General features: G+C 60.5%; 14 protein-coding genes. 8 read left to right on the forward strand and 6 right to left on the reverse strand.

Features of this window, described 5'->3' with window-relative positions; all coding sequences use genetic code 11:
- Positions 1-889: 889 nt before the first annotated feature.
- The 3 genes from JHD59_RS11130 to JHD59_RS11140 all read left to right on the forward strand — a co-directional run bounded on the left by JHD59_RS11130 (position 890) and on the right by JHD59_RS11140 (position 4,399).
- The gene (locus tag JHD59_RS11130) at positions 890-1,564 is read left to right on the forward strand and encodes a BRO family protein (RefSeq protein ID WP_199154283.1); all 675 of its coding nucleotides are present in this window, start codon (positions 890-892) and stop codon (positions 1,562-1,564) included.
- A 346-nt stretch (positions 1,565-1,910) separates the two neighbouring features.
- Complete coding sequence (locus tag JHD59_RS11135; RefSeq protein ID WP_103320153.1) at positions 1,911-2,987, forward strand: calcium:proton antiporter; 1,077 nt, start codon at positions 1,911-1,913, stop codon at positions 2,985-2,987.
- Between the two features lie 185 nt (positions 2,988-3,172).
- Positions 3,173-4,399 (forward strand): hypothetical protein, encoded by a 1,227-nt coding sequence (locus JHD59_RS11140; protein ID WP_199154285.1) that lies wholly within the window; start codon positions 3,173-3,175, stop codon positions 4,397-4,399.
- Between the two features lie 85 nt (positions 4,400-4,484).
- On the opposite strand, the gene JHD59_RS11145 is transcribed toward JHD59_RS11140, so the two are convergent.
- The 4 genes from JHD59_RS11145 to JHD59_RS11160 all read right to left on the reverse strand — a co-directional run bounded on the left by JHD59_RS11145 (position 4,485) and on the right by JHD59_RS11160 (position 8,248).
- On the reverse strand, positions 4,485-4,829 hold the full coding sequence (locus JHD59_RS11145) for a FlxA-like family protein (RefSeq protein WP_199154286.1): 345 nt from the start codon (positions 4,827-4,829) through the stop codon (positions 4,485-4,487).
- A gap of 282 nt (positions 4,830-5,111) precedes the next feature.
- Positions 5,112-6,020, reverse strand: coding sequence for a DNA-binding transcriptional regulator DsdC (dsdC, locus tag JHD59_RS11150; protein WP_199154287.1), 909 nt, complete (start codon positions 6,018-6,020; stop codon positions 5,112-5,114).
- A 3-nt stretch (positions 6,021-6,023) separates the two neighbouring features.
- Positions 6,024-7,370, reverse strand: a complete 1,347-nt coding sequence (gene dsdA / locus JHD59_RS11155; RefSeq protein WP_199154288.1) for a D-serine ammonia-lyase — start codon at positions 7,368-7,370, stop codon at positions 6,024-6,026.
- A 359-nt stretch (positions 7,371-7,729) separates the two neighbouring features.
- The gene (locus JHD59_RS11160; protein WP_199154289.1) at positions 7,730-8,248 is read right to left on the reverse strand and encodes a carboxymuconolactone decarboxylase family protein; all 519 of its coding nucleotides are present in this window, start codon (positions 8,246-8,248) and stop codon (positions 7,730-7,732) included.
- A gap of 199 nt (positions 8,249-8,447) precedes the next feature.
- Here JHD59_RS11160 and JHD59_RS11165 point away from each other — a divergent pair, with 199 nt between their 5' ends.
- Entirely contained in the window at positions 8,448-9,302 is an 855-nt protein-coding gene (locus JHD59_RS11165) for an AraC family transcriptional regulator (protein WP_199154290.1), read from the forward strand.
- A gap of 40 nt (positions 9,303-9,342) precedes the next feature.
- On the opposite strand, the gene JHD59_RS11170 is transcribed toward JHD59_RS11165, so the two are convergent.
- Together JHD59_RS11170 and JHD59_RS11175 are read right to left on the reverse strand one after the other, a co-directional pair.
- Entirely contained in the window at positions 9,343-9,780 is a 438-nt protein-coding gene (locus tag JHD59_RS11170) for a hypothetical protein (protein WP_199154291.1), read from the reverse strand.
- A 378-nt stretch (positions 9,781-10,158) separates the two neighbouring features.
- Positions 10,159-10,548, reverse strand: coding sequence for a DUF1842 domain-containing protein (locus JHD59_RS11175; RefSeq protein WP_103320166.1), 390 nt, complete (start codon positions 10,546-10,548; stop codon positions 10,159-10,161).
- A gap of 499 nt (positions 10,549-11,047) precedes the next feature.
- Between JHD59_RS11175 and JHD59_RS11180 the strand changes: the two genes are divergently transcribed.
- The 4 genes from JHD59_RS11180 to JHD59_RS11195 all read left to right on the forward strand — a co-directional run bounded on the left by JHD59_RS11180 (position 11,048) and on the right by JHD59_RS11195 (position 14,400).
- Positions 11,048-11,797, forward strand: coding sequence for an endonuclease/exonuclease/phosphatase family protein (locus JHD59_RS11180; RefSeq protein ID WP_199154292.1), 750 nt, complete (start codon positions 11,048-11,050; stop codon positions 11,795-11,797).
- A gap of 335 nt (positions 11,798-12,132) precedes the next feature.
- A complete protein-coding gene (locus JHD59_RS11185) occupies positions 12,133-12,870 on the forward strand; it encodes a methionine ABC transporter ATP-binding protein (RefSeq protein WP_052247019.1) in 738 nt (245 codons plus the stop codon).
- Positions 12,871-13,557: a methionine ABC transporter permease gene (locus tag JHD59_RS11190; RefSeq protein ID WP_103320174.1), complete on the forward strand. Its 687-nt coding sequence runs from the start codon at positions 12,871-12,873 to the stop codon at positions 13,555-13,557.
- 33 nt (positions 13,558-13,590) lie between these two features.
- Complete coding sequence (locus tag JHD59_RS11195; protein WP_103320176.1) at positions 13,591-14,400, forward strand: MetQ/NlpA family ABC transporter substrate-binding protein; 810 nt, start codon at positions 13,591-13,593, stop codon at positions 14,398-14,400.
- The last annotated feature ends 126 nt before the right edge of the window (positions 14,401-14,526 follow it).

Here is a 14,526-nt window from a genome sequence, read left to right on the forward strand (position 1 = left end):
CCCCCCCCCCCCCCCCCCCCCCCCCCCCCCCCCCCCCCCCCCCCCCCCCCCCCCCCCCCCCCCCCCCCCCCCCCCCCCCCCCCCCCCCCCCCCCCCCCCCCCCCCCCCCCCCCCCCCCCCCCCCTCTGTTGAGTCTCGTGGGCTCGGAGATGTGTATAAGAGACAGCCCTTTTAGTATCGCATCTGCAAATATCGTAAAGTGTTCGTAAGTGCAATTTATCACAGTGAATGTTTTGCGTTTTGTTTTAAGTTTTAAATGGTTCTTTGTTTTGTCTTTGTTGAAGTACTGGCTTAGGTCTTTAGTGAAGTTTGTGGCAATGAAAATACCTTTTCCATTTCCAAATCTTAAGGTGCCATCTCCTATTTCTTTCCCGTCTTTTATTATTGTTACAATGTGTTTTTTATGTTTATTAAATCCAAACATTTAATTATCTCCATTTTAAATTTACATCTTCTTTGTTCGTAAATTTAATCCTTCTCTATTTGTTTATCAACTAAAAATTATTCTTAATTTTTTACGGCTTTGTAGAGCTCGAATGGGAAGGCCAAGACTTTTTAGCGAATTTAACCACGCGATGTGCTCCCCTGGACTTCTTGCCAGTCTCGTCGCCGTCATTTACCCTTGACCCTTCTTGTGTCTGGGTTCTAGCCTTGTCGAGTCGTGTTCAATAGCACGACCGGGTTTGGCGACCTGGATACTTGGCAAGTGGCAGCTCTTTGGCTGCTATTTGTTGCGCTCGTGCGCGCGCTTCTCTCAAAGGCGGGCCGGGCGGGGAGACCTTCGGGTCTGTCGGTTCCAAGTACCGGCTCGCCAACCCCGCTTTGGTCTGCCACCCCGTTTGGCGACGATGGTGGCAGGGCTGATTGGCTCATACTTGGAGTTTGCCAAATGGACAACTTGCACAGTTCATCACCTTCTTCTCATCCCAAATCATTCGAATTTGCATCTCAAACCATCCATCTCCTGCATCGCCACAACGGCCTGTGGTTCTTCGCCGATGATGTCGCTGCGGCGATCAAATGCCGTACTACGGCGGCGTTGCTTAGCAAGCTGAACAAGGAGGAGGTCCGCGCCATGCCGGTGGGTGGCGGGGAGGTGGTTTGCCTGTCGGAAACCGGCGTGGCCATGGCGATTCGGCGCTATCGCAAGCCGGCGGCGCGGCGGTTTCGGCGTTGGCTTGAGGAGGAGTTGTTGCCGGCCTTGCGGCGGGAGGGCGAGGAGGCGTTGACGGCGGATCAGCTGGAGCTGGCCTTGGCGCTGGCGGCCGAAGCGGCGCGGCAGGTGAGCCGGGCGGTGCTGGATGCGGTATTGGAGAACGGCGAGGCGTGCTGGCAGCATAGCCGCTGGCTGGTGACGCTGGACTACGAGCGCCACAACCGCCAAAAACACCCGCTTGGCCGCATGATGGGCCTCAATAGTTCCGTCGCCACCCTGGATGCGCTGGCCGAGCTGATCGCCGTGCCTGACGGCATGCCGGCTAGCGACACCGAGCTGGTGAAGTTGGCTGCGGCCTGCCATCTGCGATTGGCGGAGCGGATGAGCCTGCGCGTGGCGGATGAGTAACGTAGGGTGCGTCACCCCGCTGGGTGACGCACCGTTTGTTTTCCATACCTTTCAAGTGTCGAACCGGTGAGCGATGTGGGCGGTGCGTCGCCCTTGCTGGGTGACGCTCCCTACCTTAACGAAGTGGGGTTTTTCCCTCCCAGCAGAGCGACGCATTGTTTGTTTACAAAGCCTGAACCCGCAGGACGTGTCGTGGTCTATTCATTTAATGCTGCTATGCTGTGGCTAAAGCAGCCTCCATGCTGGTTTCTCGATCGCTCTCCCAGAACGGTTGTCCCCTTGTTCCGGCCAAGCCTTTGCCCGGCGAGGCAGGCGGCTGTTCGTCAACAATAAGGAAAATTCATTGATGCATTCCACGATTCCGCGCTGGACCATTGTCACCCCTGTCTTGGCCTGGGCCGCCATTGCCGCGTCGTCGGCGGCGGGCGGGCATGCTATTTATCTTGCCCTGCTGGCAGTGTTGCTGGCGGGAACGGTATTCGCCGCGGTGCATCATGCCGAGGTGGTGGCGCATAAGGTGGGTGAGCCTTTCGGCACGCTTATCCTGGCGCTGGCGGTGACGGTGATCGAGGTGGCGCTGATCATTTCCTTCATGCTGGGCGGGGGCGAGGAGAAGCTGGCGCTGGCACGGGACACCATTTTTTCCGCCATCATGATCACCTGCAACGGCATCTTGGGCATTTGCCTGTTGTTGGGCGGTTTGCGCCATCGCGAGCAGAATTTCCAGCTCAGCGGCGCCAAGGCAGCGTTGACCGTGCTGGCGGCGATTTCGGTATTGGCGCTGGTGCTGCCCAACTACGGCACCAGCCAGCCGGGGCCGTTGCTGTCGTCGTCGCAGCTGGCGTTCACCGGGGTGGTGTCGCTGGTGCTGTACGGCGCTTTCGTGTTTGTGCAAACCATTCGCCACCGTGATTATTTTCTGGTCGATGGCAGCGATGACGAGAATGAGCACGCGCCGCCGCCATCCAACAGCGTGGCCTTGCTTAGCGTGGCGATGCTGCTGATTTGCCTGGTGGCGGTAGTGACCCTGGCCAAGCTGCTGTCGCCGTCGATTGAGCGTTTTGTGGTGGACGCCGGCGCCCCGGCTGCGGTGGTGGGCATCATCATCGCGTCCCTGGTGCTGCTGCCGGAGGGACTGGCCGCCGCCAACGCGGCGCGGGCGGATCGGGTGCAGACCAGCCTGAATCTGGCCTTGGGTTCGGCGCTGGCATCGATTGGCTTGACCATTCCCACAGTGGCGATGATTTTCGTGTTCAAGGGCGAGCCGCTGATTCTGGGTTTGGAAATCAAGGAAACCATCTTTCTGTTGCTGACGCTGGTGACCTGCTCCTTGTCGCTGTCGGTAGGGCGCACCACCATTTTGCAGGGCATCGTGCATCTGGTGATCTTCGCTTCTTTCGTGTTCTTCGCGATCAGCCCCTGAGCGAGCCTCGATGAATGAACGCAAAAGCCGCCAGCGTCTGTGCTGGCGGCTTTTATGCTTTATGGATGGCGCGTGCCATCCGCGCGGAGTGGCGCGCGGTTTGTTTTCTGGACCGCATAAGCGATGGCGCCCTGAAACCATCCCTCCGCGTGGCGGTCCATAGGCTTTTATCCGCGGGATCACGCATGCGATTTCCTCTACTGGCGGCCTGGCTGGGCTGTGTATCTGCCGGGCCCGCACTGGCCGATTATTCCGTTTTCTACGATCCGGCACAGGATCTACCGCCTGTGTTCCGGCTGGATTTGCCGGCTGAGCACGGCAACGCGCTGGAGGCGCGGGCGTCGGCTTATGGCCAGTCGTCGCAGATTGTGGATGTGCGTTGCGACGGCCAGCCGCTGGCGCATGACGGAATGGGCCGCTGGCGCCTGCCGCCACAATGCAGGCAGGTGGAGTGGCGCGTCGCGCTGAAGACGCCGCCGCCCGATGGCGCTAATGTTTCATTGCAGCAGAGCCTGGGCTTTCCCGGCTGGGTCTTGCTTTCGTCGCCCACGGCATTGCTTGCTGAGCCGGGCCGGGAGGCCGCCGCGACATTGCGCATCCGCGTGCCGGGCCAGGCCGAGTCATTGGCGGCCATCCCGGCGGCTGGCCAGGCGCCGGAGTTTTACGCGATAGGGAAAACGCAGGAGACGGTCCGGCAAGTGGCCGGGTTGCGAGTGCGATATGTCGCCGATGATCTGGAGCGGGTGATGGGGCGCGGGTTGCTGGACTTGCACGCGGAGGCGCTGAATGCGCTGCGCCGTATTTTCCCGCAGCCCGCCGCCCATGCGCTGTTTGCCGATGATTTGCTGGTGGTGATGCTGGGGCGGAATAACGCAAGCAGCGCGTTTGGAGCGGGTGGGCTGCACGGCCTGCTGGCCAACTATCCGCGCGAGACCGCCGCGCGGGACTCTTTTCTGCTGGCTTTGCTGGCGCATGAGCAGGCCCATCAGCTGCTGGCGCTGGGCGAGGTGAGGCAAGGCAGCACCTGGATGGCGGAGGGTTTGGCTCATTACTACGGCTTGAAGGTGATGCGGCAGAGCACGCTGCCGGAGACGGAAAAGGAAAAAGTGTGGCGCTTGTTCATCAAGCCGGAGGCGCCTGTCGCCCAAGGACTGATTGCGTTGCAGCAGCGCTACCGGGATGGGGATCAATCGGTTTACCCCTTGTTTTATTCGCAGGGCGCCACCTTCTTTGCCGAATTGGACCAAGCCCTGCAATCCGCCAGCCAGGGCAAGCATTCGCTGGATGACTTCATTCCGCAGCTGCGCACCCAGGCCGATGGCAGCTTGCCGGATGCCTTGTTGGCCCAGCTGCGCGAGAGCGGCGGCGAGCGAGTGGACGCGCTGGCGGCCCGTTATCTGGGCAAGGGCTGACCTCACAGGCGGCAGAACCAGATGGTGGCCCTGCCGGCGGCCTGGCAACAGCGCCTGGCTTGCGGTTTCCTGCATGCGAAAACCGTCAGGCGAAGTCGTCTATGGCGCTTTGTCCATTCTGCTTTTTGCCGCCAGGGGTACGCCCGTGATGATTGGCGGGACGTTCTTCCTGCTGCTCCTTTTGGCCCTTGAGCTGAGTAATCTCGGCTTCCAGTTCCGCAATCTGTTGCTTGAGCTGTTCTGCCAATTTCTCCTGCTCCTGTTTGCTGCGGGTGCTGGCCGCTTGCCCTCCGTTCTGCAAGCTCTGCAACTGTTCTTTCAATTGCTGCAGCTGCTGTTCCAGGTTGGCGATCTGGCTGTCGATGTTTGAGCTGTCTGCGCGGATGGGCCTGGCGGGCAATGCCGGGGAAGCGGAGAGGCTGCTTATCATCGCGGTATCCTTTCTCGTTGAGCGCGCTGAGTGGCTGGCAAGGTTGTGAGAGTGACGGTGAAAACGGAGCGCACAATCAAATATTTAGATCAAAAAATGCCATTGTCAAAATAATGGATTTTGTTGGTCATTTTGTCATTCTGCTGCGGCGTTCGTTTTACGCCGGAATGAGAAGGCGGGAGCCATGCTGGCCGGATAGGCAAGCACGGGCTTGGTTTCTGTCACTTCGCATCGCTGGCGGCGCTTCCCGTCGACAGCCAGCAGGAGCGAGCCTGGGGTGGATCAGCCCGCTTGCCCGCGCAGCCAGTTGATGAGGGCCTGCAGTCTGGCGGATGTCGGGCCGGGCGGGTGAGCCAGGTAGTAGTCGTAATGGCCGGCGGGGATGAAACCGCCCAGCGGCATGACCAGCTTGCCTTCGTCCAGCAGGGGCTGGACCAGCCGGCGGCGGCCAATGGCGATGCCCGCATGGTGGATGGCTGCGGCCAGGCACAGGTCGGAACGGTCGAAGGTGAGGCTGGCGGCTGGCAGGTGGGCTTCGCGGCCGGCTGCGCGTGCCCACAGCTGCCATTCCGCGTTGTAAGCCGCATGGCGCCAGGCGTGGGCGTCATGCAGCAGCACGCAGCGGCTCAGCGCCAGATGGTTGCCCCGCAGCCCGTATCTCGCGGCGTATTGCGGGCTGCATACCGGCGCCATCTGCTCGTCCATCAGTTTGATGCTGGCCAGGCCGGGAAAGGCGCCATCCGCGTAGCAAAGCGCCAGATCAACGCCGCCGGCGCGGAAATCTGCGTCGTCGTTGCCGGTGCGGACTTCCAGTTCGATCTGCGGGTAGTGTTCGCAAAAGTCTGCCAGCCGTGGCGTCAGCCAGCAGTGGGCGATGGAGGGGTGGGCATGCAGCCTCAGCCGCCCGGCGGGAGCGTCGGACTGCGGCTGCAGGGCGGCGTCCAGTTCGCCCATGCCGCGTTGTAAAACCGCGTAAATCCGCTCGCCGTCGGCCGTCATGCGGATGTGCCGGGTCAGGCGCAGGAATAGCGGGTAGCCGAGCGCGTGTTCCAGCCGCGCAATGCGGTGGCTGACGGCGCTGGGCGTCAGACATAGTTCCGCGGCGGCGCGCGCGAAGCTGAGGTGGCGGGCCACCGTCAGAAACGTATGCAGATTGGCGAGCTGTGCGCCATCCAGCCGGGGCGGACGCATGGCTTAGGCCTGCAGCGCCCGGCCGCGCGCCAGGTAAGCGTCCATTTCCGCCGCAGGCACCATGCCGCCGCCGGTGGCCCAGATCAGGTGGTTGGCTTGGGCCATGCGCTCCGGCGTCAGGCCCAGCCGAGCGCGGTAGCGCTGGGTTTCAGCCTGTATGCGGACGATGCCGGGTGCGCCGGCCAGGGCGGACGGCTCCAGCCGCAGGCCTTCCGTGTGTTCCATCATCGCCAAAAGCCGGAACAGTTCCTCATCGCTTACGGTGTAGTAGCCATCGATCAGCCGCTGCATGGCGCGCCCGACGAATCCGGATGGCCGGCCTACCGCCAGGCCGTCTGCCGCGGTGCGGTTGTCGATGCCGAAATCCTGCACGGAAACGTGATCGTGCAGGCCGGTGTAGACGCCCAGCAACATGCACGGCGAGTGGGTGGGTTCGGCAAACAGGCAATGGACGGCATCGCCAAAGGTCAGCTTCAGGCCGAAGGCCACGCCGCCGGGGCCGCCGCCTACGCCGCAAGGCAGGTAAACGAATAGCGGATGCGCGGCGTCCACTACCACGCCGGCCGCATCCAGCTGTGCTTTCAGCCGCTGTGCGGCCACAGCATAGCCGAGGAACAAGCTGGTGGAATTTTCATCATCGACAAAATGGCAGGCCGGGTCGCTTTGCGCCTGCTGGCGGCCTTGCGCCACCGCTGCGCTGTAGTCGGATGGATATTCGATCACCGTCACGCCGTGGGCGCGCAGCGTGTCTTTTTTCCATTGGCGGGCGTCGGCCGACATATGGACCGTTGTGTGAAAACCCAGTTTGGCGCCGATGATGCCAATCGATAAGCCCAGGTTGCCGGTGGAGCCGACCGCGATCTTGTAGCGGCTGAACAGGGCGCGCGCAGCGGGGCTGTCCAGTTTGGCGTAGTCGTCATCCAGACTCAGCAGTTTGTGCTGCAGCGCCAGATCCTCGGCATGCTTGAGCACTTCATAGATGCCGCCGCGCGCCTTGATCGAGCCAGAAATCGGCAACTGGCTGTCCGCCTTCAGCCAAAGCCGGCCGGATAAGTCCATGCCATGGCGGCGGCCTAGCGCGTCTTGAAAAGCGGGTATGGCAAGCAAGGGCGACTCCAGAATGCCGGCGCTGGCTGCGGTTTCCGGAAAGGCCTGGCGGAAGTAGGCGGCAAAGCGCTGCAGTCTGGCGGAGGCATCGGCCACATCCGCCGCAGACAGGCCGACATCGGCAAGGCCTTCCGCCGCGGGGGCGATGCCGGGGTTAAACCAGCTGCATTCCTGCAGCGCCATCATCTCCGTGATCAAAGGATGGCTGCGCTGCCATTCGGCCAATGATTTAGCGTGTGTCATCTGTTCCCCTGTATGCGCGCGGCCATGCCATCGCGAATCATCTTAGTCGCCAAGCAATTTATTGTCGTAACACGCATTAGACAATCTGGTGGACCGAAAGGCAAAAGATCATTTTGCAGGCGATGGATGAATTGCATTCATGTGTTGGGGCTGCCGCATGTGACCCGCATCGAAAATTTCCAGCTTTGATATCCGCAGTGGCGGACTCAAGATTGGGATAGAAAAAGCACGCCAGATGGCGTGCTTTTCTCTCGGAAGACGGCAGACGTGGCGGCGCAAGGATGGGGTGGCCGCATATCCTGATGGTTTGCCGCCCATCTCGCTTAAAAGACGGCCTGTTTGTCGCCGCGAGTGGATTGTCAGAGCGCAACCACGGGGAAGTCGATTTCCGTTTGCGCAACGTTGTTGATGTAGTTGGTCAGCACATTCAGCGCCACGCCGGCCACGATCTCGACTAACTGCGCGTCCCCCAATCCCGCGGCGCGGGCTGCCTGCAGGTCTTCGTGGCTGATGGCGCCGCGCTTTTCCGTGACTTGACGGGCAAAAACCGCAACCGCATTGCCTTCCCCCTGGCGCGCGGCGGCGATGGATTCGGGCGACAGGCCGGCGCCCTTGGCGATCAGGCTGTGGGCGGACAGGCAGTAAGCGCAACGATTGGCCTGGGCCACGCCTAGCGCGATGCGCTCGCGGTCGGCAGGCGCCAACGCGCCCTGGGATAGCGCGCCGGAAAATTTTAGATAGGCGTCGAGCGCGGCAGGCGATTGGGCCAGGGTGCGAATCAGATTGGGCACCATGCCGAACAGGTTTTTGACTTCGGCAAACACGGCCTGGGTTTGCGGGCTGGCTTGCTGGTCGGTGACGTTGGGGATGCGGGTCATGATAGATTCCTTTTTTGGTTGGGGTGGCGGAAGCTGTTCCGCACACTTTGCATCATGGACTTTTGACTCCATAAGCGGTCGACAGGGCGTCTCAATTTCCATACCAATCGTCTACGGCGGTTTATCATCTCTCTGACCGGGCGCCTGTAGTCTTGCCTGGGTTGTTTGAAGCCAAACTCCACCAGGACCCACTCATCCCATGGACCCGCTTTCCGATGTGCTAGACGTGTTTCGACTGTCCGCCGGCTTGTTCTACAGCGGGCGGCTTTGCTCCGTGGTGAGCTTGGGCGGTGACGGCGACCCGGGCAGCGGAGCGGGGCTGGGGCAGTTTCATATTCTCACTGGCGGCCGCATGGACGTGCTGGTGCCAGGGCACGGCCGCTATCGGTTCGATACGCCCGGCCTGCTTTGTTTTCCGCGCCCCTTGCCGCATCGCTTTGAGCCGGATGCCGAACAGCCGCCGGAGCTGGCCTGCGCGTCGGTCCGGTTTGGCCTGGATGTGGACAACCCCTTGGCCCGCGCCTTGCCCGATGTGCTGTGGCTTCCCGCTGGCGAGCTAGGGGCTACTGCTGCCTTGATCGGCTGTTTGCGGGATGAAACCCGTTGTGAGTTGCCGGGCAGGGTGGCATCGGTGAATCGTCTGTTTGAGGTGTTGTTGCTGAGGGTGATGCGCCAGATGATGGCCGAATCGCGTCTGGATACCGGACTGCTGGCCGCGCTGGGTGATAGACAGTTATCGCGCGCCCTGGCCGCTATTCATGCCAAGCCTGAGCAGCCCTGGACAGTGGAAGGCATGGCCGTCGCCGCGGCGATGTCGCGGCCGCGGTTTGCAGCGCGCTTTCATGAGGTGATGGGACAGACGCCCGCGCATTATCTGGCAAGTTGGCGCATCGGCTTGGCCCAGCGCTGGCTGCTGCAGGGCAAGCCGATGGACTGGATTGCTGGTCAAGTGGGGTATGACAGCGCCTCCGCCTTGGCCCGCGCCTTTCGTCGGCATGTTGGCCAAGCGCCGCGGCAGTGGCTGGCGGCTAAGGCCGATGCAGGATTGGCGTGACAAACCAGTTTCGTGCCAGGCTGCGGGGCTGTGATTGCGCTTAGCGGTTCTGGTAAGGCGGGAGGGGCTGCAGCATGTGCATGGGGATGGCGCGTTTTTTCCCCGTTTGCGGGTCGATTCCCAGTCCCGGCGTCATGGGTTGGCCGGGAAAGTCTCTGCGCCAGGCTGGAATGGCTTGGTAGCCATGCGGCTGTTCCCAATGGGCATTGGGCGAGCGCATGTCGCCATCGACTGGCTTGGAGGCGTTCATCTCCAGCCACGTCTTGTCGAGGTTGCCTAGCGGGACGCGCGGACCCACTTCCAGCGCTTGTTTTTTGCTGTTTGCTTCAAATGGGTTGGGGCGATTTGCAGGCGTATGAGCCGGTTTGACAGCAAAATCGTAGGAGGGGAGAGAAGAGGCTGCCAGCGGGGCGCTGCTAAGCGCCAATGGCAGCAGGATAAGGAGTTTGCGCATATTGATTCCTGCCAGAATGGGCATGCGAAGCTGCCCGCTGTTGCATGGGGGTGGTATCGCTGTCCTGCCAGACGCGCGACCTGTCCGAAGGGTGTCCAGCTGTAGGATGTTGAGTTTGATAGATAGAGCATTCTACCTAATTTACATCATGGTAACAATCCGCTGCCCAGGCGCGCAGACCAAGCCTCGCGGAGGCGCTGGGTGAAAACGGCAATTGTCGTGTGTATAAAAATGATATTAAAACCAGTACGGTAGAGGCTGGGGCGCTTGTTGTGGGGAGGTAGAGTAGGACGAAATGCACCAGTTGCCAGGCATGGGCCTCGCAATGAAAACAGCCCGAACTGCGCCAGTTCGGGCTGCTTCATAAGCCTGCTCCTCAACACCAGCAGTCAAGGGGCCAGCTTAATCCACCATCTTCACATCACACTTGTAGGTGTGGGTGCCTACAGTGAATTGGCCTTGGCCAGTCCAGTCGGCGCCGAGGCCAAAGCTGGCGGAGAAGGGGGCAAGGTAGGTGCCGATCGCCGGCGGGGCGACGGATACGGCGGCTTCGCCATGAACCGCGCCAACCTTGGTGATGTGGCCAAAGCCAGTGCTATGCATGGCGCCGATGGCCGGGGCGGTGAAGGTCGGGGAGTGCTGCGTACCTTCCAGAATGGAACCATGTGCCTGGCCGTGCAGAGCGCCGGTGGAGGCATTCACCGTTACGGCAAGCGTCATGGAGCCTGCGCCAGTCATGCCTTTTTCGGGAGTGAAGCTCAGCTTAAGCAAATACAGGCCTGTTTTTTCCATAAGAAAATCTCCAGTGGATTCAACGCAGTTGATGTGACTTCCAATCGTCTTCCCAAGTCCAAGCTGGCGCAGGTGCGGTTTAGGTCTGCTTGCTTCTGTTGGAAATGGCGATGCAGCCCCCGTGCTGGCGACCTGAACAACACCAGTCACCGTTATGGGGTAGCTCCACTGTAGGTTATGGGGCAGTTCTTCTCCCTGTCCTTTGGGACTGGGTTCTGCCGGTGGGCTCCTGTACCAGAGTTGCCTAATGAACTCCGAAAGTGCTAACTGGATTGTTCAAATCTGGATTGCCTGCAGGAGTCGGGCAAGTCCACTCGTGGCGCCGAATCGATGGGCATGGCGTTGCCGTCAGAGAGAGTGCTTGGGGGTGTATGATCATAATGAGAATGGGAAGGTGACTCTCGAAATACGCCTCTAAGTCTTTGGTTTTTAATGACCCACTTTCTGCTTTTTTCTTCATGCACAACATGATCATTGTGGTTTAACTTGATGTTTTCATATGAAGAATATCAGCGTCATAACCTATAACATCCACAAAGGAATGTCTCCGCTGAACCGCCATGTGCGCGTGGGCGACATGGCCGAGGCGCTGGCGGATCTGGCGCCGGACTTGCTGTTTTTGCAGGAGGTGCAAGGCCGTAATCTGGCGCGGGCGCTTAGCCATCAGCGCTGGCCTGTCCAGCCGCAGCACCATTTCCTGGCCAGCCGCCTGGCACACCGCGCCGTATATGGCCTGAACGCCAGTTATGACCATGGCCATCACGGCAATGCCTTGTTGACGCGGTTTCGCGTGGGGGAGTGGTGCAACCGCGATATTTCGGTCAATCGTTTTGAGAGCCGTGGCGTGCTGCAATGCCTGGTGCAGCCGGATGGCTGGGCGCAGCCGGTGGTGGCGTTGTGCGGGCACTTCAATTTGCTGGCATTTGACCGGCGCAAGCAGTACCGGGGTTTAGCTCGCTATGTGCAGGAAGCCATTGCGGAGCACCAACCGCTGATTCTGGCTGGCGATTTCAACGACTGGCGCGGCGAGGCTAGCGCCTTGCTGAAGGGCGAGTTGGGTTTGGACGAGGTGTTTCTGCAATTGTATGGCGGCCACGCGCAGAGCTTTCCGGCGCGGATGCCGATGCTGGCATTGGACCGCATCTATGTGCGCGGCTTGAAGGTGGAGTCGGCAAGGGTACTGTCTGGCAGGCCATGGTCTGGCCTGTCCGATCATCTGCCGCTGTATGCGCAACTCAGTCTATCCTGATCGGGAAGGCGGCAAGGCGTGATCATTTCAGATAAAACAAAAAGTGCTTAATAAAGAACGGTTTTTCATATTGCAAAGCACTTTTTGCGATATGGAGACAGTTTTATATAATCTTTCAAAAGGTGGTTGACGCTAAGCGAAAAAAGATGTTCAATCTCAATCAAATTTATCGCCGATTTGAACACAGCTTGCGGGCGTAAAACAGCTAAAGCGTGGGTAGACAGACCCAGCATCATCTCAATCTGTCTACATTTAATCTTCCGGATCATCCGAAGATTTCCACAGCAAAGCCCGCCGCAGCTATCGGCGGGCTTTATGCTTTGGGAGTGTTAGGAATGATTCATCTGCAAAATGTCTGCAAACGGTTCCGCCGCCCGGAAGGCGGCTGGTTTGATGCCGTGGCGGAAACCTCGTTGTCGATTCGCCAGGGCGAAGTCTTTGGCCTGATCGGCTTCTCCGGCGCCGGCAAGTCCACCTTGTTGCGTCTGATCAATCTGCTGGAACGCCCAGACGCTGGCGCCGTCATCGTGGATGGGCAGGATCTGACCAGCCTGAACGCCAAGCAACTGCGAACCGCCCGTCAAAACATCGGCATGGTGTTCCAACAATTCAATCTGCTGGCCAACCGCACCGTAGCCGGCAACGTGGCCTTCCCGCTGGAAATCGCCGGCTGGAGCAAGGCGGACATCGAGAAGCGCGTGGCGGAGTGCCTGGCCATTGTCGGCCTGGAAGACCGCGCCAACCATTATCCGGCCCAGCTGTCCGGCGGCCAGAAGCAGCGTGTCGGCATTGCCCGCGCCTTGGCGCCGCGGCCGCATGTGATCCTGGCTGACGAGCCGACTTCCGCGCTGGACCCCAAAACCACCCAATCCATCCTTGACTGCCTGAAAGACATCAACGCGCGCTTTGGCGTCACCATCGTGATCGTCACTCACGAAATGCATGTGGTGCGCAGCATCTGCCACCGCGCCGCGGTATTGGACCAGGGCCGCGTGGTGGAAATTGTGGACGTTGACAATTCCGAAGTGGAAGCCGATTCCGATCTGGCCCGCTCGCTGCTGGAGGCCGCGTAAATGGATGCCGTAACCCTGAACGAAGCGTTGCTGAATCTGCAATCGATGGCGCCGGAAATCTGGCAGGCCTGCAAGGAAACCGGTGTGATGCTGGGCATCGGCCTCGCTGCCGCCATCGTGTTTGGCGGTCCGCTGGGCGTGATCCTGTACCTGTCGCAGCCGGGGCAGCTGTTCGCCAATCGCGCCGTCAACGGCGTCTTGAGCTGGCTGGTGAACCTGGTGCGTTCCTTCCCCTTCATCATCCTGATGGTGGTATTGATTCCGCTGACCCGCGCGCTGGTGGGCAGCACCATTGGCCCGGTGGCGGCTTCGGTGCCGCTGGCTTTCGCCGCCATTCCGTACTTTGCCCGCCTGGTGGAGCAGACGCTGCGCGAGATTCCGCGCGGCGTGGTGGAGGCGGCCGAGGCGATGGGCGCCAGCCCGCTGCAGATCATCTTCAAGGTGCTGGTGAACGAAGGGCGTTCCGGCCTGATTTCCAGCCTGACCATTCTGACCATCAGCTTCCTCAGCTACACCGCGGTGGCGGGCGTGGTGGGCGGCGGCGGCATCGGCGATTTGGCCATCCGCTACGGCTACTACCGCTTCCAGACCGATGTGATGGTGGCCATGGTGCTGCTGCTGGTCGTGCTGGTTCAGATTATTCAGCTGTTGGGCAATCGCCTGGCGGCCAAGCTAGACAAACGCTGATTTTCAAGACGCGCAAATTTAAAGGAGAGAACAATGCGTAGATTCGTTATCAAGGCCGTTGCCGCATCCGTAGTGGGCCTGGCCCTGGCAGGCCAAGTGCTGGCCGCCGATCCGGCCAAGAAGGAAATCGTCATCGGCACTACCGTGGGCGACTTTGGCGACATGGTGAAGCAATCGATCAAGCCGCAGCTGGAAAAGCAAGGCTATGCCGTGAAGCTGGTGGAGTTCACCGACTATGTGCGCCCCAATCTGGCGCTGCAGGAAGGTTCGCTGGATGTGAACGTATTCCAGCACAAGCCTTACCTCGACAACTTCGCCAAGGAGCACAAGCTGTCCCTGAAAGAAGTGTTCCAGGTGCCGACCGCACCGCTGGGCATCTACCCGGGCAAGCTGAAGTCGTTGAAGGACGCCAAGGCCGGCGTGACCCTGGCTGCGCCTAACGACCCGTCCAACTTCGCCCGCGCCCTGGTGATGCTGAACGATCTGGGCTGGGTCAAGCTGAAGCCGGGCGTCAACCCGCTGACCGCCTCCGAGCGCGACATCGCCGAGAACGTGAAGAAAGTGAAGATCATCCCGCTGGAAGCCGCCCAGCTGCCGCGCTCGCGCAGCGATGTGGACTTCGCTGTGATCAACGGCAACTACGCCACCAGCTCCGGCATCAAGCTGACCGAGGCGGTGTATCAGGAAAAGAGCTATGCCTATGTGAACTGGGGCGTGGTGCGCGCCGCCGATGCGGGCAAGCCTTGGGCCAAAGACGTGATCGCCGCCTACAACTCCCCGGCGTTCAAGGCCTATACCAAGCAGAAGTTTGCCGGCTACAAGCTGCCGCAAGGCTGGAACTGAGTTTTTCTTGTAACACTCCTGGCTACAAGACTTGCGGAGGGCTGCGGCCCTCCTTTTTTTATCTCTATTCCACTCAAGTCATATTGTTCCGAGACGACTCTGGCGGCTTGGCCAAGCCTCGCGCCA

This window comes from Chromobacterium sp. ASV23 (assembly GCF_016428945.1).
Classification (GTDB): Bacteria; Pseudomonadota; Gammaproteobacteria; order Burkholderiales; family Chromobacteriaceae; genus Chromobacterium; species Chromobacterium sinusclupearum.